Annotated in this window: 20 protein-coding genes and 2 pseudogenes; 14 read left to right on the forward strand and 8 right to left on the reverse strand. The window is 42.0% G+C overall.

What is annotated here, in order from left to right:
* Nucleotides 1-2 precede the first annotated feature (2 nt).
* The 10 genes and pseudogenes from GLIP_RS20525 to GLIP_RS20565 all read left to right on the forward strand — a co-directional run bounded on the left by GLIP_RS20525 (nucleotide 3) and on the right by GLIP_RS20565 (nucleotide 6284).
* A complete protein-coding gene (locus GLIP_RS20525; protein WP_008846645.1) occupies nucleotides 3-2351 on the forward strand; it encodes a heavy metal translocating P-type ATPase in 2349 nt (782 codons plus the stop codon).
* Nucleotides 2352-2360: 9 nt separating this feature from the next.
* The gene (locus GLIP_RS20530; RefSeq protein ID WP_083880152.1) at nucleotides 2361-2717 is read left to right on the forward strand and encodes a cupredoxin domain-containing protein; all 357 of its coding nucleotides are present in this window, start codon (nucleotides 2361-2363) and stop codon (nucleotides 2715-2717) included.
* 46 nt (nucleotides 2718-2763) lie between these two features.
* On the forward strand, nucleotides 2764-3087 hold the full coding sequence (locus GLIP_RS20535) for a DUF2933 domain-containing protein (RefSeq protein ID WP_040523698.1): 324 nt from the start codon (nucleotides 2764-2766) through the stop codon (nucleotides 3085-3087).
* Nucleotides 3077-3730, forward strand: coding sequence for a methyltransferase family protein (locus GLIP_RS20540; protein WP_008846649.1), 654 nt, complete (start codon nucleotides 3077-3079; stop codon nucleotides 3728-3730). Before GLIP_RS20535 ends, GLIP_RS20540 begins: the two co-directional genes overlap by 11 nt.
* A gap of 10 nt (nucleotides 3731-3740) precedes the next feature.
* Entirely contained in the window at nucleotides 3741-4193 is a 453-nt protein-coding gene (locus tag GLIP_RS20545; protein ID WP_008846650.1) for a hypothetical protein, read from the forward strand.
* Between the two features lie 49 nt (nucleotides 4194-4242).
* Nucleotides 4243-4611 carry a hypothetical protein gene (locus tag GLIP_RS20550; protein WP_008846651.1) on the forward strand — a complete coding sequence of 123 codons (369 nt, stop codon included), beginning with the start codon at nucleotides 4243-4245 and terminating at the stop codon, nucleotides 4609-4611.
* Nucleotides 4612-4835: 224 nt separating this feature from the next.
* Nucleotides 4836-5365: pseudogene (locus GLIP_RS21805) on the forward strand (Glu/Leu/Phe/Val dehydrogenase dimerization domain-containing protein).
* Nucleotides 5339-5463, forward strand: a pseudogene (locus tag GLIP_RS22525) (hypothetical protein); the annotation flags it as partial. The pseudogenes GLIP_RS21805 and GLIP_RS22525, both read left to right, overlap by 27 nt.
* 147 nt (nucleotides 5464-5610) lie before the next feature.
* Entirely contained in the window at nucleotides 5611-5820 is a 210-nt protein-coding gene (locus tag GLIP_RS20560; protein ID WP_226992263.1) for a serum response factor-binding protein, read from the forward strand.
* A gap of 14 nt (nucleotides 5821-5834) precedes the next feature.
* Nucleotides 5835-6284 carry a hypothetical protein gene (locus tag GLIP_RS20565; RefSeq protein WP_008846654.1) on the forward strand — a complete coding sequence of 150 codons (450 nt, stop codon included), beginning with the start codon at nucleotides 5835-5837 and terminating at the stop codon, nucleotides 6282-6284.
* A gap of 64 nt (nucleotides 6285-6348) precedes the next feature.
* Here GLIP_RS20565 and GLIP_RS20570 read toward each other — a convergent pair whose 3' ends face one another.
* Genes GLIP_RS20570 through GLIP_RS20585 form a run of 4 tightly spaced genes read right to left on the reverse strand, consistent with a single transcriptional unit; the run spans nucleotide 6349 to nucleotide 9331 of the window.
* Nucleotides 6349-7101, reverse strand: a complete 753-nt coding sequence (locus tag GLIP_RS20570) for a MauE/DoxX family redox-associated membrane protein (protein WP_008846655.1) — start codon at nucleotides 7099-7101, stop codon at nucleotides 6349-6351.
* Nucleotides 7102-7141: 40 nt separating this feature from the next.
* Nucleotides 7142-7651, reverse strand: coding sequence for a DUF305 domain-containing protein (locus tag GLIP_RS20575; protein WP_040523700.1), 510 nt, complete (start codon nucleotides 7649-7651; stop codon nucleotides 7142-7144).
* A 22-nt stretch (nucleotides 7652-7673) separates the two neighbouring features.
* Nucleotides 7674-8108, reverse strand: a complete 435-nt coding sequence (locus GLIP_RS20580) for an ion channel (RefSeq protein WP_226992264.1) — start codon at nucleotides 8106-8108, stop codon at nucleotides 7674-7676.
* 5 nt (nucleotides 8109-8113) lie between these two features.
* Nucleotides 8114-9331: a copper resistance protein B gene (locus tag GLIP_RS20585; protein ID WP_008846658.1), complete on the reverse strand. Its 1218-nt coding sequence runs from the start codon at nucleotides 9329-9331 to the stop codon at nucleotides 8114-8116.
* A 774-nt stretch (nucleotides 9332-10105) separates the two neighbouring features.
* On the opposite strand from GLIP_RS20585, the gene GLIP_RS20590 reads away from it, so the two are divergent.
* From GLIP_RS20590 to GLIP_RS20600, 3 genes are all read left to right on the forward strand, one after another.
* Nucleotides 10106-10408, forward strand: coding sequence for a hypothetical protein (locus tag GLIP_RS20590; RefSeq protein ID WP_040523702.1), 303 nt, complete (start codon nucleotides 10106-10108; stop codon nucleotides 10406-10408).
* A gap of 65 nt (nucleotides 10409-10473) precedes the next feature.
* The gene (locus GLIP_RS20595; RefSeq protein WP_008846662.1) at nucleotides 10474-11031 is read left to right on the forward strand and encodes a c-type cytochrome; all 558 of its coding nucleotides are present in this window, start codon (nucleotides 10474-10476) and stop codon (nucleotides 11029-11031) included.
* A gap of 213 nt (nucleotides 11032-11244) precedes the next feature.
* Nucleotides 11245-11562: a DUF4156 domain-containing protein gene (locus tag GLIP_RS20600; protein WP_008846663.1), complete on the forward strand. Its 318-nt coding sequence runs from the start codon at nucleotides 11245-11247 to the stop codon at nucleotides 11560-11562.
* A 1377-nt stretch (nucleotides 11563-12939) separates the two neighbouring features.
* Here GLIP_RS20600 and GLIP_RS20610 read toward each other — a convergent pair.
* From GLIP_RS20610 to GLIP_RS20625, 4 genes are all read right to left on the reverse strand, one after another.
* On the reverse strand, nucleotides 12940-14277 hold the full coding sequence (locus GLIP_RS20610; protein WP_040523705.1) for an APC family permease: 1338 nt from the start codon (nucleotides 14275-14277) through the stop codon (nucleotides 12940-12942).
* Between the two features lie 157 nt (nucleotides 14278-14434).
* A complete protein-coding gene (locus tag GLIP_RS20615) occupies nucleotides 14435-15604 on the reverse strand; it encodes a copper resistance protein B (protein ID WP_008846667.1) in 1170 nt (389 codons plus the stop codon).
* A 14-nt stretch (nucleotides 15605-15618) separates the two neighbouring features.
* Nucleotides 15619-17421, reverse strand: a complete 1803-nt coding sequence (locus GLIP_RS20620; protein ID WP_040523707.1) for a copper resistance system multicopper oxidase — start codon at nucleotides 17419-17421, stop codon at nucleotides 15619-15621.
* Nucleotides 17422-18039: 618 nt separating this feature from the next.
* On the reverse strand, nucleotides 18040-20715 hold the full coding sequence (locus GLIP_RS20625) for a TonB-dependent receptor (protein ID WP_008846669.1): 2676 nt from the start codon (nucleotides 20713-20715) through the stop codon (nucleotides 18040-18042).
* Nucleotides 20716-21046: 331 nt separating this feature from the next.
* Between GLIP_RS20625 and GLIP_RS20630 the strand changes: the two genes are divergently transcribed.
* Complete coding sequence (locus GLIP_RS20630; RefSeq protein WP_008846670.1) at nucleotides 21047-21751, forward strand: UTRA domain-containing protein; 705 nt, start codon at nucleotides 21047-21049, stop codon at nucleotides 21749-21751.
* The last annotated feature ends 1 nt before the right edge of the window (nucleotide 21752 follow it).

Genomic DNA, 21752 nt, shown 5'->3' on the forward strand with positions numbered 1-21752 from the left:
TCATGAATGCAAAAACAGACAATACGAAAGCCCATGCGTGTTGTGGCGGTGACAAAAAAGTATCAACCGCTAGTAAGGCGGTCGAGAGTGAAACACATGCTGAGCAAGTCTCTGCGTCTTCAGGTGAGGTACAACTCAATATCCAAGGTGCAAGTTGCGCCAGTTGTGTGTCTAAAATTGAAGCGGCCTTAAAACAGGTCTCGGGTGTCACCAATGCTGAGATGAATTTTGCTGAACGCACGGTGTTGGTGTTGGGCAGTTCATCCTCCCACGCATTGATTAAGGCGGTAGAGCAAGCTGGGTATAACGCAACATTAGCGAATACGGATTCAGATGAGGCTGCCATTGAAGAAAAGGAACAGGCGGACTGGGCATATTATAAAAAACTAATGCGAGACATGGTCATTGCATTATCTCTGGGTGTGCCACTTATGCTTTATGGCTTGGTGACGGGGGAAATGAGCGTCAACACGACCACTGAGCGGATCGTGTGGTTGATTGTAGGGATCATGACATTGGGTGTTATGGTGTTTTCTGGTCGGCATTTTTATGTAGGTGCTTGGAACTCCTTTAAAAATCACGCCGCGAACATGGATACTTTGATTGCATTGGGGACAGGAACAGCCTGGTTGTACTCTATGGTCGTTGTGTTTTTCCCCGGATATGTGCCTGAAATGGCGCGGCATGTCTATTTTGAAGCAACAGCCATGATCATTGGTCTCATTAATTTAGGCTTAGCGCTTGAGATAAAAGCACGCGGTAAAACGTCCGAGGCAATTAAACGACTGATTGGTTTACAAGCCAAAACAGCTCGCGTCATTCGTGATGGGCATGATATAGATATTCCGATTGAAGATGTTCTTCTAAATGATCTTATCCGGGTTCGCCCTGGGGAACGCATCTCTGTTGATGGCTTAGTTGTCGAGGGCCAGACAAGTATTGATGAATCAATGCTAACGGGTGAACCCATGCCCATAGAAAAACGAAAAGACGATGAGGTTGTTGCCGGCACGATCAACAAATCTGGCTCTATCGTCTTTCGAGCAGAGCGCGTGGGAAAAGATACCGCGCTTGCTCAAATTATTAACATGGTAAAACGCGCACAAAATTCTAAACCGCCTATTGGTCGATTAGCAGATATGATTTCCGCCTATTTTGTACCGGTCGTCATGATCATTGCCGTGATCAGTGCGCTGGTCTGGCTGAATTTTGGTCCATCTCCTGAAGTAGCTTTTGCAATCGTTTCTGCAACCACAGTACTGATTATTGCATGCCCTTGCGCCTTGGGTTTGGCCACACCGATGTCGGTGATGGTCGGTGTGGGAAAGGCGGCTGAAGCGGGGGTTCTTATCCGAAACGGCGAAGCGCTGCAATCTGCATCAAAAATAACCACTATGGTTCTAGATAAAACAGGCACTATTACTGAGGGGGCCCCTAAAGTAACAGATGTCGTTATAGCTTCAGATCATAGTCACAACGACGTGCTTTCTTTGGCGGCTAGCCTTGAGTCTGGTTCTGAGCATCCACTTGCCATGGCGATCGTAGAATCTGCAAAGGAGCAAGGTGTGCCGATCCATTCCGTTACTGATTTTCAGTCCATTGCGGGGAAGGGAGTTGAAGCCATGCTAAATTCTCAACGCCTGCTATTTGGAAATGAAAAATTGATGATAGAACAAGGGATAGAGCTTCATCATTACATCGATAAAGCGCAGAGGTTAGCAGCGGATGCAAAGACTCCTATGTATTTTGCTATTGATTCTACATTAGTCGCCGTGATTGCCGTCGCTGACCCAATAAAACCCGACTCAATAGATGCGATAAAGCGGCTACAGCATAACGGGATACGTGTTGTGATGTTAACCGGAGATAATCGACTGACCGCAAAAGCCGTCGCCCGAAAAGCGGGGATTGCAGATTACGTTGCCGAAGTATTGCCGGAAGATAAGGCAAACAAAATACTTGAACTTCAACGTGAAGGCGAAATCGTGGGTATGACCGGTGATGGGATCAATGACGCACCGGCCCTTGCTCATGCCAATGTCGGCTTTGCGATTGGTACAGGAACTGACGTAGCAATAGAGAGTGCGGATATAACGTTGATGCGCGGCTCCCTCCACGGGTTAGCGGATGCAATTGCCGTGAGCAAAGCAACGCTGCGTAACATTAAGCAAAACCTCTTCGGTGCATTTATCTATAATGTCGCTGGAATACCATTTGCGACAGGCGTCTTTTATCCTTTCTTAGGGATACTGCTTAACCCAGTTATTGCTGGTGCAGCGATGGCATTTTCATCACTAACGGTGGTGACCAATGCTAACCGATTACGTCTATTTAAAGCGAAAGAGCACTAGGAGAACACAATGATGATATGGATTAATTTAGCAGGGCTTATTCTGATTGGGCTTATTGTTTGGTGGTTTTGGCTTTACAAAGCTCAATCAACGGAGATAAAAGACGGCAGTATCGAAGTCCTTGTAAAAGATGGCGTGTATCAGCCTGCCAATATCACGGTGCCGGCGCATCAATCCTTTCAGCTTATGTTCGTCAGACAAGATGCAACGCCCTGTGCAGAAACGTTATTGATCCCGGAGTTGGATATCAATGAAACATTAGCGCTTAACAAGCGAGTGACGGTCACCATTCCTGCTTCCAGTGCCGGCGTTTACCCATTTCATTGTCAGATGCAAATGTATCGTGGCACGTTGGTGATCAAGTGATTAAACGCTTTTTATTAACGTAAACGATTCCAAAGCGAGGTGTATTATGAATAAACAAAAAGTCCCCTTTTGGCGCACACCCAGTGGTTGGTCTGCCATAGGCCTTATTACCGCCGCGAGCTACTTCTTGCTGGTTGAGCATGGTGAGCATGTGTTTCCGTATTTACCTTACTTGATCTTGTTGTTGTGCCCTGTCATGCACATTTTTATGCACGGCAGTCATGGCAAAGGACATGAAACACATGATCACACCGAAAAGACATTTAAAGAACAAACCGAGGACAATGAGCAATATCGAAAAGGCTATATCGAAGGGTTAGAGCAGGCCTGTAAAGGAAAACATAAAACGGAGAATAGTAATGCACGGTGATTCTGATTATGGGCTTTGGGCACTAGTCATCATAAACTCAGCCATTTTTATCTTTTTTGCGTTTAGTTTCATCAAGCCGAAGTCGAAAACAGATTGGCGAAGCCTAGGTGTATTTTCCGCTTTTATTGTGGCCTTATTTACCGAAATGTATGGTTTCCCCCTGACAATATACTTTTTGTCAGGGTGGTTAGCGGAAAGTTATCCAGGGGTAGACTTTTTAGCGCATGAAAATGGTCACTTGTGGCATACCTTGCTGGGGCTATCCGGCGATGCTCACTGGGATGTTTTACACATCTTAAGTAATGTCATCATCATTTTAGGTTTCTTTTTACTTTCCGCTTCTTGGAGTGTCCTTCACCACGCGCAAAAATCGCGTAGTTTAGCCACTACTGGATGGTACGCGCGCTGCCGGCATCCACAATATGTTGCATTTATACTGATCATGTTTGGCTTTTTGTTGCAATGGCCAACACTGCCAACCTTACTTATGTTTCCAATTCTTATTGTTGTTTATGTTCGACTCGCCACACGAGAAGAGCTGCAAGCTGAATCCGAGTTTGGTGATAGCTACAGACACTATAAACAAACGACGCCCGGTTGGTTTCCCCGTATGGGTATTTCAAACGTTTCAAGCGCTAATTAAGGATTACAAAATGAACAAAGTACTACTTTCATTAGTGTTCGTCGGAGGGTTGTTACCCGCTATATTTGCTGCTGCTCAAACGTCGATGAGCGCGGATGATATGCTGCGAAGTAACGAGCGTGTCATGGATGCACTTATGCAACGCATTCAACGGATCAACGACGTCTCTGAAAGGCAAACACTCATCGTTGAGCATATGAAGATGATGGAAACTTATTTAACGAATATTGAGAAGAGGCTCCAAAGTGAAACGGATGTGCAACACAAAGCACATTTGGAAGAAACGTACACAAATGGCCTTCAACGAAGTCTCGTTCTTATCGACAGCGCTATAGAAGGGGACGACTTTGTAGTCATGGGAAATTCGGTCGACGAACATTTGTTTTATCTTGAACAAAGAATGTCAATTTTACAATCGTTAATGAAGCAGCAGCTAGGTGCCTATAGTGTTTTAAATAATTAAAGAAATGACGAAAATAAACAAGTTAACAATCGATTTATAGGAGGAAAAGATGAGCGATTTAGATCACAGAGTCGGTGTATCAGAGGCGAATTTAGTCGTGCGGCATTTAAAGTTGGTTGGCATTACCGAAGATAACATAGAAGCAATTATTGCTGGCATTGATGGGACCTTTGGAATCGATGCGGTTTCATTTGAGGACGCCAAAAGTACCCTGCATATAGGCTACGATGCAACCCACTGCAATTTAGATGGCATTGAGACAATCATTCGTGACAACGGGGCAGACATTTCGGACGACTTTTGGACAAAAATGAAAGAAGGCTATTATCAATTCGTTGACGAAAACATTCGTGAAAATGCAAAACACAAACCCTGGAGTTGCCACCGTGTTCCACCTAGGAAAACCTATAAAAAGTAACTGTTTCAATAGCAACGATCAGCCTTATATTACGCCTGATCGTTCAGCCATACCAAACGAAAACAGGACAACACTGTGTAACATAATAAAAACGAAGCGGACAGAATTAAGTCATTTAATTTGGGAATAATTGAAAGAAACCCAGCCGAGCATGAATTCCATCAAGCAGAACATGAATTCACAGGTTCCGTTATGCCTTATGTGATGGCCATATATTGCAAAGAATGACAGAGCCTGACCGCATTGTGATTTTTCGAGTGTGTTGGGAGGACGATAAGGGGCACTTCCACTGCAATAGAGCATGGAGAGTTCAGTTTAATAATGCTATTGGGCCTTATAAGGGCGGGCTGCGATTTCACCCGAATGTTACGCAAAGTGTATTAAAGTTTTTAGCGTTTGAGCAAGTCTATAAAAATGCACTGACTGGACTTCCTCTGGGGGAGGAAAAGGTGGCAGTGATTTCGATCCTAAAGGAAAAAGTGATCGTGAAATCATGCGCTTTTGCCAATCACTAATGATTGAGCTTTCAAACCATATTGGGGAAGATACAGACATCCCAGCCGGCGACATCGGTGTAGGTGGAAGGGAAATTAGTTTTTTATTTGGTCAATATAAGCGATTAAAGAATCGATTTGTCGTAACGCTAACGGGCAAAGGACTTTCTTATGGCGGTAGCCTTATCAGAACCGAGGCGACAGGTTACGGTGTTGTTTATTTCACCCAACATATGCTCAATATGCGCAACGAAAACTAGCGGGAAAAACAGCGCTTATTTCGGGCGCTGGCAATGTCGCTATTTTTTGCGTAGAAAAGTTGACGAGCGAAGGTGCGAAAGTCGTTGTAATGATGTGATGGGCAGATTGTTAGGCGCATTGTATAGCTGCATTGAGAGTATCCGTTTTCAATTCTGTTTACTGTCAGTCGGATTAATTCAAAACGTGTGTTCATTTTAAACTTTGGCTTGGTCTTTGCTGAAGATAACTAGTGCAGTATTGGCACATGAATTTTCAAAATGTAATCAACGCGAACAAATGGGATTCCACAATGCTTAATAACGATTTACTCCAAGTCACAAACACACCAAATCAAGCTGCTAAACCAGCAGAAAACGGTTCTGATCAAAATGATGACGGTTGTCGCAATAAAGAAAAATTTGAAGATTCGCTGGAACAAGCTTTAAAAGCGTTTTCTACAAGCAAAGACGAGTAAAAACGTGGCAAGTTTTGGCCGCTGGAAGGGGCAATTTTCCTATTGCCGGCACGTGGGTGATTAACGTGTTAGTGAGTACTTCAATAGGGGCTATGGTAGCGGTTTTAATCATTGGATTGGCGAAGTTAAATAAATTCGATAAAGACCGAAGTTTTTTTCCAACACTCACTATTGTGATCGCGAGTTATTATCCATTATTTGGAGTGCTAGAAAGTCGATTTATATGGCATGAGTGGATGTTTTTTGTGCTCTTCACACTCATTACATTGTATTGGTATTCTCGCTATACATTGGCAATTGGTGTCCTTTTAATAGGTCATGGCCTTTACGATTTTGCCATGCATATTTTAAGCGTTGGAAACCATATACCGCAGTGGTGGCCAATGTTTTGCGGTGCCCTTGATATAACCTTAGGTAGTTGGGTCCTCTGGTATTGCACTAATAAGGTTAAAAGTGTTGGTTAAAATATTGACACAATTACTCATAACTTGTCGCTCCATCCATAATGGTTGGAGCGACACATAACACTTAACTGCCGATTGCCAGATATAGCATCCAAAGTCCCGCGCCTATCATAAATAGATTTTCGGTCAACGAAACAAACCCAAGGGGAACATTACTGTCTCCACCAACGCAGGCACATTTTAATTCACGCTTATCCACGTACACGGCTTTAAATACCGATATCGCACCTATTGTCCCAATAAATAAGGACACTGGGCCAACAACAAAGCCAGACAATCCCGCAAGCATACCTATTCCTGCGAATGCTTCAGCAAATGGGTAAACGTATCCATACCGAATGCTACGCATTGCCAACAGGTCATAAGTAATAAAAGAATTGGTAAAGCCATACAAATCCCGTAATTTTTGGATAGCTAAAATGGACATACTTAGCGCGACAAATATTTCGATTACTGAAACTGATAACAGCGATTCGATAGTTCCGGTTTGAGCAAAAACAATAGCTAATGCCATTAGAAATGCGGTCGCGAAAATTGCAATAACAGGTGTATAGGTTGTGCCAGTCTGCCCGGCTTCGCCCATGTTGAAAAATTCTCTGAGGTTGTCATAACCTCCAACACGTTCGTCATCAATAAAGGTTTGAGGCGTTGTTTCAACGCCATGTTTATCTTTAAATTTATCTGTTTCTTCACGAGAGCTCAGTTTATGATCTTTGACGTCATACCCTTTTCTCTCTAATAAGTCTTTTGAACGTAAACCATAGGGGCAAATGTGTTCTTTCGTATGCATTCTATACAGCGATGCCGATTTACTCATGATGATTCTCCAACTATTTTTTGATTGTGAAAACTCGTAATTACTCGCCTGAAAAATCCGGTACAGGACGTCTTGAAGCTTCGCTTTCTGATGACGCAATACCGTTTTCTTTAATATCTGCGATTAGCCATTCCATTTCTTTTATTTCTCGCTCTTGTGCGCTGATAATCTCTTTTGCTAACTGCTGAACACGGGCATCGGCGATGTTTGCGCGGTCACTGGTTAATATTGCAATGGAATGATGGGGTATCATCGCTTTCATCCACGCGCTATCTTCAATAGTAGCTTGCGATCGCACCAAAAATAGAGCAAAGCAAAAGACGGCAACGCTACTTGCTAAAATAGCTACGTTTTTAGTTTTGCTTTCATACATGTTGAGCATAAATAGCAGCATGATAACTGCCATCATTGCGCCCATGTAAATAGCCATGTATAGGCGAGTTTCACTAAAAAACACGTGTTCAATTGAATACGAATTGAAGTACATCATGACCAGCATGAAAGCCGTCGAAGTAAGTATCATTGCGAAAAATTTTGTATATTTAGACATATATAATTCCTCAAGTTTAGGGTTAATGTTTCATATATCGAATAAGCACAGACGCTGAACAACTCACTAGCAAAAAGCCCGTCATGGCCTCCACGCCAGCAAGAAATCTTAAGTGGTCAGAAGCCTCAATCTGACCAAGACCCAGCGTAGTTAAGTTAATAATCGAATAGTAGAAAAGCTCAATGAATGGATTTAGTGTGCCACCACTTACGTTGCCTAAGTCCATCGTTATGGACGCTTGAAAAGCAAATGTGAACCATAGTGCTGCGAATAGTTGAGAAACGGTAATTCCACAAAAAAGCACAATTAGACCGTACGCTCCAGTGAAGGCGTTCATTATTCGCCTTTCCAAGAACTGCAATATACGATAGTGACTCATCGCACATGCAATAACCGCAACTAATGCAATCAAAAGCTGAAGAAAAAGCGCCATAAGTTGTTGGTAAAGTTCAGGCATCAGAATCATGCTCGAGCACCAAAAACAATGCCTGTTTCGTGAACAGAACCTCCAATGCTACAAAGGTTGTATGCAGTATTTCCTAATGTTTTTAACCAAAAAACACCAACATACTGAGCAATTTCACGAGAAACCTCCATTCGATAGCGTAGGCCAACACGAATGGCATTAACCCCAGATGGTCTATCGAACCGCTCTGACTCTGATAGTGACGCAGACACAGATTTGCGTGGTTGTATGTACGACGTTTGCAAAACTCGATAATCATATTCCGCTTCCATCGAAATACTGGTATCAAAGTATGTCATTATAGACCCGTTAATAAGCCTTATACGTACGCTTTCTCCCGATTTGTATAACTCAGTCCAGTTTGTTTGTGGGTCACGGCCGTTCATTAGGTATGTATAGGTCGCGCCCGTTACGTCAAGTATGTCTCTTGGATTCATGCGCGTACGAGACCACGTTGCTCGTTCCTTGACTGTATTGATGAGTCCCTGATTCTTTATATCATTAATCGTGTCATCAATTGTGCGCTGCTGGTAATTGTAATTCCCTTGGGCAACTTTCAGATGACGGAATACATCGTGAGGGTCCTCGAAGGTCCAGTCACTGAGAATAATTTTGTGTTCCCCCTCCGCACCGATATCGCCATCTCTAGGTTCAATGATCTTAGGACCAAGGTGCTCAAGTTGTCCCTGAGGACCTGATTGGCAGTGATACCAATATGTAGCGTTTTGTTCAATATCGAATTCATAGGTAAAGGTGTGGCCTGCCGCAATAACGGGAAAAGGCACGCATGAAATCCCGTCTATAGTGTAAGGGAGTATCAACTCATGCCAATGAGTTGGCCCAATTTCAGTTAAATTACTTGTGACATTTATAGTCATATGTTGAACTTCCTCTAGTTGCAGTAGCTCTCCAAGTGAAGAACCGTAATCACTAACAGGCGTCCAAATCGAAATAGATTTCGCATGAGAACAATCACAGAAACCCAAACAACACTTTTCCATAAAATGTTGGCTATCGTGATTTTTTCTGTGTCCCTGACTGTTAGTGTTAGACGCAAAATGTTCCGCTTCAATCATTTGAAGTATAGGCGAGCTAATTTTTATATCTTGACTCTCACAGGCAATCACAGAAAAGCCATTAGGCATGGCTGCAATAAGTAGCAGGTACTTAAGTAAATCGCTAAAAGTAATAAATCTGTAAGTGCCGTGAGTCATATAAATTTATAAACCCTCAATTCCGTTCTTAACTATTGTGTAAAATTTACTTACTGTGTAACTATTACTATGAACAATCTGTTCAAACAGTCCATTTTCTTATTAGTTTGGCTTACTTTCTATCCGTTACATCAAGTTTTGTGCCATAAGAGTGATTCAAGAAGCAGTTAACCATCCACAATAGAGTTATTTGTCAAAATCAATAAACTTTCCTTTGCTGAGCAGATAGAAAAAAGCAGCTAATGAACTCCAATAACAATGCAGTGTGTTCACATCTTAAGGGAAATAAAATAGCTTAGCGCAACATAATGAAGTGAATAAACGCCTTTTGGAATCAGTTGTTAGACCACTTTATACTCCATCGATTACGATCTTCTGTTACTCAATAGAAATTATAAATACAACGTTGTCGCCCTAAATTACGTAAGTGTAATGTAAGGGTAATCGCATAGACATGTTTGAGGAGTATAGTGAATCCGTTTCTATTTGAGCAGAATTGAATTGTACTCTTTGTGTTATAATAGAAAGGCTTTGGTGTTACACAGAATTGCTTAAATTGTCATTCTTCTAGTCATGTTCACGCAGCAAGTTGACGAAGCGTTTTCTGTAATCTTTATGACCTGTACTGGTGTTGACGTAAAATTGACAATGAACGATGACAACAATGATGAACCTTTCGACGATTAGAATTGTTGTCAGTAAAATTGATTGAAGACCTAAGTAAAAGTATTTGAATACTTCTACAATAAACATAAACAATAAACCTGAGTATTAATGATGAAAAGCCACAAAATATTATCTGTACTAACATTTGCATTGATAGGAATATCAATAAATGCAGCGGCGCACGATCCCAAAGAGCATGCTAAAGAAAACCAAGCTCTAGATTGTAGCGCCATGAAGGATATAAAAAACATGAAGAAAAACGATCCCGTCGCTATGGCAATGATGAAAAAGTGCCAGAAGATGATGGACGGTGAAATGAAGATGAACGGAAATATGAAAATGGAAGGACAGACAGAACATCACAACGCGATAATGGACAAGAGCGAGCAAGCGCACAAAGATAAGCACTAGCTGATTCTCTGGGGCGTGCAAGTCAAATCTGCCTCTGAAAACTTAGACGATAAAAAGAATCTAATATGAACATGATTAAAGCCATTGTTATTGTTATTTTAAGTGCAGTGATAGGTGTTGGTCTCTTTATTTATTCTGGCACTTATCCGATCGGTGCTGATGTGCCCCATAACAAAGTGGAATATTGGCTGTTAGAAACACTTAGGAACAAGGCGATAGAGCGTTCATCTAAAGACATTCTGGTACCGGCTTTGGACTCGCCCGATCTTCTTCTTATGGGGGGCGTCGATTACAACGATATGTGCAGTGCTTGTCATTTAAAGCCGGGTAAAACTAGAAGTGATATGAGTTTGGGCTTGTATCCCACACCACCTAATCTCGCGACTAATGAAAGGGAATTGGAGTTGGAAAATGATGACAAAATTCGCTTAGCCCAGCGACAATTCTGGGTTATCAAACATGGTATTAAGGCATCAGGTATGCCAGCCTGGGGACCGACCCATGAGGACGAAAGAATTTGGGCGATGGTAGCTTTTTTACAACAACTACCTGAGTTAACGGCAGAACAGTACAATATATTGACTGCGCGCGATCCCAAGGACAATCAAGAAATGGCCCATTAATGAGCCAAATTGAAGATCGAATTAACTATTAATGTTTAAACACAGAAAATAAACATGACAATAAAATTAAACGCTTTTGCTAAGTCTAATATTACCTAGCGTTGGCAGATAATTTTTTATTTAAACTGTTTTTTTCTTACTGCTACTACTTCTGCCGAGACGCAATAAAATATATTGGGTTGTTTTTATAACTCTAACAATTGAGATTGAATTATGAACATGCTGACACGATATTTTACGCTAACATTTTTACTGGCGGTGACTTCGGCCTGTAGTTTGGGGAAGTTCCAAGCTGAGAATCAAGCAGTGAAACTACAAAACCCATCGGATGTTGCTGATTGCACGTTGCTCGGTACTGTCACCGAGAAATCAAGAGATAGATGGGCTTCAGCGCGTACAGATAAAAAGATAGCCACTGAAGTGCTTGATTTAGCACGCAGCGAAGCGGCCAAATTGGGTGGCAATACCTTGGTTGAAAAAACGGCGTTAATCATGGGTAGTCAAACCTTTACAGTCTATAGCTGCACTTGAATAGCGCTATTACTAACTTAACTGAGGGGTGGCCGATAGATAAGTTGAAATTATAGTATATAATATGTGTTAAACGTATGGCTGTGCTGCGAAGCAATTTGCAAAATGAAGTGGATTCCTGCCGACCGATGCAAACACCTTAATACATACATTCAAGCGAGCAGGTCTCTGTTCTTGCGAAAAACTCGGCAGCTATTAATGGAAAACGATTAAATCCTGTCACGCTTTTGGATAAGTGAGAAAAGAAAAATAATAAACAACATGGGAATGATGTTGGGATATTGGAGTGCTGTTGCAATTGCTCTATCCCGAAATTGGATCAATGCTATTACTATAACACCGGTGATAGCTTATCTAGCGACTGGATTAAGTATCACTATTTTTATGGAGTGGTTAGCAACTGACATACTAACTCGTTGGCAGTAGCCGGCAAATATGCCTGTTTTACCCACTCCAAGCTATGGGTTACTAACTATACTACAATGGTCAATTTTGACGTTTCTGATCCTCTTTGTAGTCCACAGACAGACCTTAAGCATCCATTAGAAAAGTGCTTTTCTTAGGTCGCTCGTTACTTTTAAAATTGCGGTTAAATAGTGTGAATATGCCAAAGGGTTAAATTTGTCTTTATTAAAAGCAACGACGATCTGAATTACGGCGGTGATTCGTGTCAGAAGTCTAGGTCCTTCAAAAGTCTTACACCAAGAAGTTTATTTCATCGGGTGAATATCATACTTTAATGCTTTACACCATTGCCCTATGCATACAGAAACGAAAACATCCTAAGCCCCAGCATTTTTGTGAACACGGATTTTGCACCTGCTAAGGCGGTCAGTGACTTTCATCAGGTACTGATAACTGACAATAAAAAAGAACGCTCGGCAGACCAATATGCCAACCTTCATTTGCTGGCAGAATGAAACATCTGGTTGCGGTTTAAACTAGAGCCCTCGTGCATCAAGTAACTATTTGTGAAAATATGGTCTTATCCGTAATTCCCAGTAAAACTACCGGATTTTACCAAGATAATATGGTGCACTGTATTCAACATATGGAAGTTACAGCAGCAGAAGAGAATGTCAATTTTTGCTTGTTTACTACATTGATAGTCTGCTTGGCACTTGCTACTTTGACAAAGAAGAGATTGGGAACGCCAAGCAAAGAGACAATTCCCATGAATACCTAAGCCAACTTGCGAAGTTATTTGATTCGTACCAGAAATAGAAAAATGGCTTTTTGGATCAAGATAATAGAATTCTATTGAATGAAAGTGCGATATTTGTTGACGCTCTTTCCCTTTGTGTTAATGATAAATACACTGGTAGTGAATAATTTTCGTTTCGCCTATGCTCACCATGTTAATCAGATTTGTATATATCAATGGGAATGCTTTTCTTTGCCATTTTCTGCTTTGTCGTCGGTCCGACGTTTTGACAAATAGTACTTCTCAAATGCAAAGAATCCGATAATTCCCATAAAAGAAATGGCAATAATCATTGGATCACTCGCTGCTTTCATGCTCAGAAACGCGCCAAGTACAATCAAATCGAGAATTATAGCACCCAGTAATATTGAGGCTTTAGCGTTGACATCCTCTCTAAGATAGCGATACACGCCCCAATGGATGATGATGTCCATGACCAGATAAAAAATTGCGCCTAAGGAAGCAATACGGCTTAAATCAAAAAATGCAGCCAAAAGGCCTGCCGCAATAACGGTGAAAACTAGCGTATGTTTTTGAATATCACCGGGCATTCCAAAATGACGGTGTGGAATGAGGTTCATCTCAGTGAGCATCGCGAGCATGCGTGATACAGCAAAGATACTTGCAAGGAGACCCGATGCGGTTGCGATAATGGCAACTGCTACCGTGAACCAGACGCCGTATTCACCAAAAGCAGGCCGCGCTGCTTCTGCCAGTGCATAGTCTTTAGCGGTAGCAATTTCGTTAATAGTCAAGGTCGAGCCAACAGCAAGGGCAACGGTCATATAGACCAGCAGACATATTGCCAAAGAAAACACAATTGCACGGCCGACATTCTTCTTAGGCTCAACAATTTCTCCGCCGCTATTCGTGATTGTCGTAAACCCCTTGAACGCTAAAATCGCGAGTGCAATCCCAGCTATAAAACCCGTATTCGAACTTTCTGAACTTGGTGCACTTTGTGTAAACTCAAACGTAAATCCAGATACCCAAAGTATTGTCAGTGAGAAGATCAGTATGCCGCCAATTTTTAAAATCGCAGTGATTGTCGATATCGCTCCAATAATCTTATTGCCGGCGATATTGACAACAAAGGCGAAGATTATCAGGCCTATCGCGAGTATCGAAACAAGTACGGAGTCACCTCCTATATCGAATAATTGCAGCGTATAGGTCCCAAAGGTTCTGGCAACTAAGCTTTCGTTGATGATCATTGAAAAGGCCATCATCAAAGCTGCGGCGCCCGTAACCGTCGTTGGTCCATATGATTTTTTTAAGATCATCGCTATGCCGCCAGCTGAGGGATATTTATTCGATACTTTTATATAGGTATAGGCGCTAAACCCACTTATTATCGCGCCAATTAGAAAAGCAAGGGGGAATAGTGACCCGGATAACTCGGCGACCTGACCTGTCAATGCAAATATGCCTGCGCCAATCATGACTCCAGTGCCCATGGCCACCGCTCCGGCTAGGCTTAGACTGTCCTTGTTGTATGAATTACGTTGCATTTAATTTAACCTGTTATTTATAGATGACGGGAGTTTATGGAATATGATTGTGCAAGTTTCAATATCGCTACTCTCTAGCGAAAACAAATTTTAAACCATCCATAATCTGTGGTCGCTTTGCACCGAGATTTAGACGTTTGGTGCATTGTATTTTTCATTAAAACCAGAAACGTATCCCGGCAACCCACTGTGTCTGTCTGGTTGCCCGGCCCTCTAATTTGGCAAAATCTGCGGTATTACCATATTGCCCGGTCCATTCAACACCTAGATAAGGGGCAAATTGGCGGCTGAATTCATACCTAAGTCGAATTCCCGTAGTTAACGATGAAAGTCCCTTGCCGACACCATTTTCAGGATCATCTTTGCCAAAGGCACTGACCACAAAACGTGGTTGCAATATCAAGCGCTGCGTAATAAGTAGCTCATACTCGGCTTCTAAATTAAAAGCGGTACGACCCTCGGGACCGACAGACAGGCTGGTATCCACCTCAAACCAGTAAGGAGCCAGCCCTTGTACACCAAATGTTAGCCATTGCCGCGAAGGACCTTCTGAACTATCAAATCTGAGCCCAATCTGACTGTCCCAAAAGGTGCTGATCGCATGTCCCCACAAGATCTGGGTTTCACTTTCGGCCAGTTTGTTGTCAGTTAATTCTCCCTCCGCCTTAATTACTAAACGCTCGTAACTATTGCCATACCAAGCTTGCGCGTCATATTGACTGAGGCTTTCCAAACTACTGGACAGGCCATCGGCATATTCAAAACGATCAAAAGTGACCGCCCAAAATGTATGTTCATCGGCCAATATTAATTGCCGTGGTCCGGGCAAGGCGAAAGCACCGCTATCTAGGGTTAACCCATCCGAGTAAGCATGAGGATCCCGTGCGTTAGGCGGCGGAGTGTTGGACATATCCATCCCTTGCATAGAATCCATTCCACTCATGGCATCTTTATCCATTGGCATATCTGCTTCGGCAGCATCTTTTTGCTGCATTTTAGAATGATCCATCCCTTGCATAGCGTCCATACCACTCATGGCACTTTTATCCTTAGACATACCCGCTTTGTCAGCATTATTTTGCTGCATTTTGGAATGATCCATTCCTTGCATAGAATCCATTCCACTCATGGTATCTTTATCCATTGGCATATCTGCTTCGTCAGCATCCTTTTGCTGCATTTTGGGATGATCCATCCCTTGCATAGAGTCCAGACCACCCATGGTATTTTGCGTCTCATCCGCAGATTCAGTGTGAACATGTTGCTGCGCAAGTGCCGCTAGTGAATACAAACACAACACACTGGCAATAACGCTATTTTTAATCATTTTCTGTTTATTCCTCATGAAATCACCACTTCACGGAACATGCCTGCGTCCATATGAAATAGCAGATGACAATGCCATGCCCATCTCCCGAGAGCATCGGCGGTTACCAGAAAGCTGATACGTTGCGCGGGCTGTACTGGTATGGTGTGGCGTCTGGCCATGAATTCACCTTTGTCATTTTCCAGATCACTCCAAACACCATGCAAATGCATGGGATGAGTCATCATAGTGTCATTTTGTAAAATAACCCTGACTCGTTCTCCATGGCGAAAATGCACCGGAGTAGATTTTCCAAACTCGAGTCCATCAAAGGACCAGGTATATCGTTCCATATTACCGGTAAGATGCAATTCAACTTCACGCTCCGGTAAACGAGGGTCGAATGAACCTCCGAGCGTATGCAGATCAGCAAGGGTTAACACGCGTCTTCCATTGTTACGTAAGCCAATACCCGGATCGTCCAGATTGGTTCTCGGCATTTCCACTCGGGCATCTACTGACGGACCATACTCGCTACGTGCGTGATTGACAGTTTGAGAAGGTATTGCCAAAGGATTGTTGCTCATAGTATGCTGACTGTGATCCATAGACTTAGCACCATGCCCCATGGCGCTATGATCCATTGGCATACTGCCGTGATCCATACCAGACATATCATTACCCTGCGCCATTTTGCCCATCATATCTTTCATGGCTAGCCAAATGGGTTTATCGACAGTAGGAACTTCGGCTTTCAGTCCTTGTCGCACTGCCAATGTTCCTCGGGTATAACCGGTTCTATCCATCGACTGAGCAAAAATACTGTGGGCCTCATCGATGGGCTTAACTACAACATCATAGGTTTCACCCGGGCCGAATCTAAATTCATCGACACTAACAGGTTCAACATCCTGACCGTCTGCAGATACAACCGTAAGCTTTAAACCAGGAATACGTACATCGAAGAAGGTGTTGCTTGAGCCGTTAATAAAGCGCAGGCGTAGGGTTTCGCCGGGTTTGAATATCCCAGTCCAATTGCCATTTGGTGTTTGGCCGTTCATTAAATAGGTAAAGGTTGTAGCGGATACATCGGCTAAATCTGTTGGGCTCATACGCATTTCATTCCACATCTTACGCATTGCCACTGCTTTGCCTATCCCGTAACGGGATGCATCGTTGAAAAAGTCACGCGCCGTAGGCTGGTTATAATTATAGAAATCAGATTGCTGTTTTAAATGGGCAAAAACAGACATGGGGTTTTCATCGGTCCAGTCAGAAAGCTGCACCACCATATCTTGGTCGGTGGTTGTTTTCTCTCCCCCTTTAGGCTGAATAACAATACTGCCGTACATACCGGTCATTTCCTGAAAACCAGTATGGGAGTGATACCAATAAGTGCCAGCCTGCTGCACTTTAAAGCGGTAGGTAAATGTTTCACCGGGCGCTATGCCAGGAAAACTGATTCCAGGTACACCATCCATTTGGTAGGGTAAGATGAGCCCGTGCCAATGAATGGACGTGGAAACCGATAAACGATTGGTAACCCGAATAGTCACTGTTTCTCCTTCACGCCAAACTAAAGTGGGCGCAGGAATGCTACCGTTGATCGTTGTTGCAGACCTTACATTACCGGTAAAATTCACGCTTGTCTCACTTACGGTGAGATCAAATTCGTTACCTGTTAACGTATTGTTTTTGGCTGAACTGGCATGTTCTTGACTATGTGCTGTACTTAAGTTTCCCATGCCAATAGCTATAGAACTGGCAAGGGTTCCTTTGACAAAATGTCGACGCGGTACACAAGTAGGCAGAATGCATTTACTGTTGTTTTTTGACATAAGCTTTCTAATCGGACCAACTCTAGTAAGAATTTTAAACCTAAGACTAACATCAATTAACTGGATATAAAGAGCATTTACTAAAATGTAATGAGGCTGTAATGTTACGATTAGTTTAAAAAGTAAAGCTCATCTGAAAGTCGTTAAGCAGCGAAGTCGAAACTTTAAGTTTAGATCAACTTACAATTGAATTAGTTTTTCCGACAATTAATTTCGATGAGTTAGATATTCATCAGAATCGAGCGTTTCCTATATATAATTCACCTTCCAAATTAACATTCGATCTTCTTAAATGTAGCTTTGAATGTACCTAATTTTTATTTTGGTAAATATGTTTGTTAGTCTGCCAAAAAAAAAACGACTATGAGAAGCGTATCGTATTTTTAGCGCCACCAGTTTATGGTGATTTAGGTATCGAATGACCGCTGATAACCCATTGAATAAAGCGCGATCAAAAGATGGGGCTGGTTTAGAATGAAAAATTACGTCCCTTTTTCGCTGTTTTGTCTTTTCAGTTTCACCACTTATCACCAATGCTTATGTATTGGATACATCTTACATAGAAAAGCTCGTCACTTATGCTTAAAGTGACGAGACTTGATCAATAGTTACTGTTCCTTAGAAGTTGTAAGTTGCTCTCACAAAACCTCTGCGGCCCAATAAATCGTATGTCATCACATCGGTATTGGCATCGTTCCATGAGGTAAGATATGGTGCTTTTTTATCAAATATATTGTCAATCCCCAAAGATAATAGCAGACCATCAGTGACTCTATATGATGCCGCAATATCTGAATAGGTAATTGCATCAACAGATTTACCAAGAGGGTCAAAGTCTCCACCATTAACATCATCAGCACCACCTATGTAACGCAAAGAATAACTTCCAGTCCAATTTTCAGTCATAACAGAGAAGCTCAAGTTACCTCGCCATTCAGTATAACTACCTTGATCTTCGGTGATAAAACCTACTTTATCTATGGTTGGTTGTCCTTCAAACGGTGTACTTTCATGATTGAGTAAACGCGTAATATCGAGAGACGAACGGGCATCTAAGTCCAACAATTTAAACTGATACTCAATATTAAAATCTAGGCCAGTTACTCTTTCTACTGCTGCATTGACAGGTCTTTGATTTAATTCACTAACTTGTTTGGTAACCGGATGACGAGTAAAAGTATCGCAAAATTGTGAAAATCCATTAGGATCTTGATAACAAAGTTTCAGCATATCTGAGCCATTCACAGAGGTAATCGCGTCTTGAATTTCAATATTGAAATAATCCAAGGTAGTGGATAAGCCTTCAACAAATTTAGGTTGCCATACGATACCAATTGTCGTGGTATCAGCAGATTCTGCTCCTAGTTTCGGATTGCCGCCAACAGACGTCAATATTGTTGTGCCGTCCTGAACAAAATCAGCTGGCACGCCAGCAGCCTGACAATTGGTGGCAATCACTCCGGTGGCGTTTTCACAAGGATCTATAGTGCGTAAGTTTTCACCGTTAGTACCGCCAAATAGTTCGGTAATGACAGGTGCTCTAAATGAAGTAGATTGCACGCCCCGTATCATAATTTCATCATTAATTTCATAGGTCACACCTAACTTATAAGTCGTTTCAGCGCCTACGGTACTGTAATCTGAATAACGTGCGGCTAATTCAGCAGTCAACTTTTTCACTAATGACATATCTGCTAAAAGCGGAACAGAAAGTTCGATGAATGCTTCGGAAACATCATAACTACCACTAATAGGGTCTTCCAAGCCATTACGCAATACTGTAGAGTCAGGATCTCGCCAACCTTTTTCAGAACGTTTCTCCGCACCAACGGCAAAGGCCATGGTACCTGCTGGCAGTTCCACCAAGTCGCCATTAAGGTTAACTGTCCATGTACGCATTTCATTACCTCCAGTCCCTTCTCGACGATACTTCACGTATTCAATTACTTCTGGTGTTAGTTCATTGACCCCAAACCAATCGCCACAGGGAATACCGTTACTATTATCGTAAGTACATATACTGTCATTTAACGTTTGAGCAGCACGATCAGGATCAATATCAAACGTCCAACCATCTGTACCAGTATTACGACCATAGTTAAACGCAATATCCCATTCCCAACCATTTTTCAAAAAACCGGTGAGACCTGTTACAATCCTGATTGTATCGGTTTCTTGAAAGAAGAAAGGTGCGCCTAATTCAGTATTTCTGCGCCGTTGAAATTCCAGATCTTGTCCAGTTGGGTTATATTGGAAATCTGCGGCAACTGTTATACCGGCAAAGCCGTTTCTTGGCGTGACGATTTGCTCCCCTTTACGTTTTGTGTAAATAGCTTCAGTAAATAATCGCAATGAATCATTGAGCTCATAATTAACAAAACTCGAAATGTTAATGCGTTCCATCGGGCTTACTGCATTTAAGTAAGGGATGTATTTAAAACTATGTATTGACGAATCGTAGGGGCCAAAATCATCTCCATAATTAGCTGTATCCGGATTTTGGTTAAATTGTACTTGCGATCCATCGGATAAAAGCGCTCTACCGCCTTCTGTTGTGCTGCTACCAAAACATTCAAAGGTGCCATCTTCAGTACCAAACTTTGAACACTCGATACGATCGGATTGACGCACAGCTGATGTATTTGAGTAGTTGACGCTAAGTACAGCATTGCCGCGATCAAAGTTCCCGCCTAGAGTAAGACTGACGTCTTGATTCTCACCATCCTTTTCATCGGTTATACCCGCTTTGACGGATAATTCGGCACCATCAAATTCTTTCTTAGTAATAATATTGACTACACCAGCTACTGCATCGGCGCCGTAGATAGCAGATGCACCATCCTTAAGTACTTCGATGCGCTCAATCATAGATGTCGGGATCATATTTAAATCGACTGAGCTATTGGCCCCGGTGCCGCCTCCCACAACCCTACGGCCATTTAATAATACTAGTGTGCGTTTTATGCCCAATCCTCGGAGGTTAACTTGCGCAGTCCCATACCCACCACTTGTCCAGTACGCATTGGTTGCATTTCCTGCTACTCCGGCTGAAAAAGACATTTCTTGTAATAAGTTTTCGACATTGGAAATACCCGACATACTAATTTCAGCTGCTGTAATAATAGAAACAGGACTTGCTGATTCAATATCTGCTCTTTTTATCTTGGAGCCGGTAATTTCAATTCGCTCAACTTTACTTACTTCTTGTGCAAAAACTGAAGCGGGAGTGATGACCACTCCGGCAGCAATCATGGCAGTAATAATATGAGATGGCTCTAAAATTTTGTTACTCATAGTGATCATTCCTCGTGCTTTTTATGTGTGGTAATTTGATCAGCTAGTGACCTATTGTTACTTTAATATAATACCATTCCGGTATATACAGCAATTCTTGTATACTATAAAATACTCAAATATTCAATAATATCAATGGAGATTTTATAATTTTTAGGATGTTTGTTGTATATACTGCAGGGTAATTCCTGCTCAGTGGCGATTTAGAGGGGATAAACTAGTTTCTCTACCAATGTTAGGGAATGAAAGGTTAAAATGAGTAGTAATATTTTCGCGGCACCTTGAAACAGGTTGAACAACTAAGTTAATAGAGTGGTAATAATTGAACCTTATGATACAACCCAAATATAAGTTAATAGCTGAATTCATTAAAGATAAAATTGAGTCGAAGAAGTGGTCGGAAGGGCACAAAATACCCTCTGAAACGGATTTGGCGACTCAATTTTCAGCAAGTCGTATGACAGCAAGGAAGGCAGTAGACAAGGTCGTTGATTCAGGCTTACTCGAGCGAACCCCTAGCGTGGGAACATTTGTTAAATCGATTCAACCTCAAAGTTCGCTGTTAGAAATAAAAAATATCGCAGATGAGATTTTGTCCAGAGGTCACTGTCATAAGATGACTGTCCTAAGCAAATTAACTATGGTCCCTAATGATGAAATTGCAATGTCATTCTCATTGCCATCTAAAATTGTTTATAAAATTATCGTTATTCATTTTGAAAATGACATCCCAATTCAGCTTGAAGAACGCTATATCAATGCTGACAAAGTGCCAGATTTTTTGCATCAAGATTTTAGTAAAATAACAGCCCATCAATACTTAGCGTCCGTAGCGCCCCTTACCGAAGCAGAAATTTCAGTTGAAGCTGTCATGCCAACAAAAATTCTCAAACATAATCTGCACTTGGACAACCATATTCCCTGCCTTAAAGTAACTCGTAGCACCTATTCCAATGGGCATCCAATTAGTTTCGTTGTGCTTTACCACCCAGCAGATAGATTCAAATTAACTACCAGTTACCGCCTAGTAGAATAAA

Origin of the sequence: Aliiglaciecola lipolytica E3 (genome assembly GCF_000314975.1) — a bacterium.
Classification (GTDB): domain Bacteria; phylum Pseudomonadota; class Gammaproteobacteria; order Enterobacterales; family Alteromonadaceae; genus Aliiglaciecola; species Aliiglaciecola lipolytica.

What these genes read in the sequence shown, in the direction of transcription:
- GLIP_RS20615 (WP_008846667.1), bottom strand. Translation starts at nt 15,604, where the DNA reads ATGATTAAAAATAGCGTTATTGCCAGTGTGTTGTGTTTGTATTCACTA.
- GLIP_RS20625 (WP_008846669.1), bottom strand. Translation starts at nt 20,715, where the DNA reads ATGAGTAACAAAATTTTAGAGCCATCTCATATTATTACTGCCATGATT.
- GLIP_RS20595 (WP_008846662.1), top strand. Translation starts at nt 10,474, where the DNA reads ATGAACATGATTAAAGCCATTGTTATTGTTATTTTAAGTGCAGTGATA.
- GLIP_RS20560 (WP_226992263.1), top strand. Translation starts at nt 5,611, where the DNA reads ATGAATTTTCAAAATGTAATCAACGCGAACAAATGGGATTCCACAATG.
- GLIP_RS20575 (WP_040523700.1), bottom strand. Translation starts at nt 7,651, where the DNA reads ATGTCTAAATATACAAAATTTTTCGCAATGATACTTACTTCGACGGCT.
- GLIP_RS20630 (WP_008846670.1), top strand. Translation starts at nt 21,047, where the DNA reads ATGATACAACCCAAATATAAGTTAATAGCTGAATTCATTAAAGATAAA.
- GLIP_RS20590 (WP_040523702.1), top strand. Translation starts at nt 10,106, where the DNA reads ATGATGAAAAGCCACAAAATATTATCTGTACTAACATTTGCATTGATA.
- GLIP_RS20545 (WP_008846650.1), top strand. Translation starts at nt 3,741, where the DNA reads ATGAACAAAGTACTACTTTCATTAGTGTTCGTCGGAGGGTTGTTACCC.
- GLIP_RS20585 (WP_008846658.1), bottom strand. Translation starts at nt 9,331, where the DNA reads ATGACTCACGGCACTTACAGATTTATTACTTTTAGCGATTTACTTAAG.
- GLIP_RS20530 (WP_083880152.1), top strand. Translation starts at nt 2,361, where the DNA reads ATGATGATATGGATTAATTTAGCAGGGCTTATTCTGATTGGGCTTATT.
- GLIP_RS20580 (WP_226992264.1), bottom strand. Translation starts at nt 8,108, where the DNA reads ATGCCTGAACTTTACCAACAACTTATGGCGCTTTTTCTTCAGCTTTTG.
- GLIP_RS20620 (WP_040523707.1), bottom strand. Translation starts at nt 17,421, where the DNA reads ATGTCAAAAAACAACAGTAAATGCATTCTGCCTACTTGTGTACCGCGT.
- GLIP_RS20525 (WP_008846645.1), top strand. Translation starts at nt 3, where the DNA reads ATGAATGCAAAAACAGACAATACGAAAGCCCATGCGTGTTGTGGCGGT.
- GLIP_RS20535 (WP_040523698.1), top strand. Translation starts at nt 2,764, where the DNA reads ATGAATAAACAAAAAGTCCCCTTTTGGCGCACACCCAGTGGTTGGTCT.
- GLIP_RS20600 (WP_008846663.1), top strand. Translation starts at nt 11,245, where the DNA reads ATGAACATGCTGACACGATATTTTACGCTAACATTTTTACTGGCGGTG.
- GLIP_RS20550 (WP_008846651.1), top strand. Translation starts at nt 4,243, where the DNA reads ATGAGCGATTTAGATCACAGAGTCGGTGTATCAGAGGCGAATTTAGTC.
- GLIP_RS20570 (WP_008846655.1), bottom strand. Translation starts at nt 7,101, where the DNA reads ATGAGTAAATCGGCATCGCTGTATAGAATGCATACGAAAGAACACATT.
- GLIP_RS20610 (WP_040523705.1), bottom strand. Translation starts at nt 14,277, where the DNA reads ATGCAACGTAATTCATACAACAAGGACAGTCTAAGCCTAGCCGGAGCG.
- GLIP_RS20540 (WP_008846649.1), top strand. Translation starts at nt 3,077, where the DNA reads ATGCACGGTGATTCTGATTATGGGCTTTGGGCACTAGTCATCATAAAC.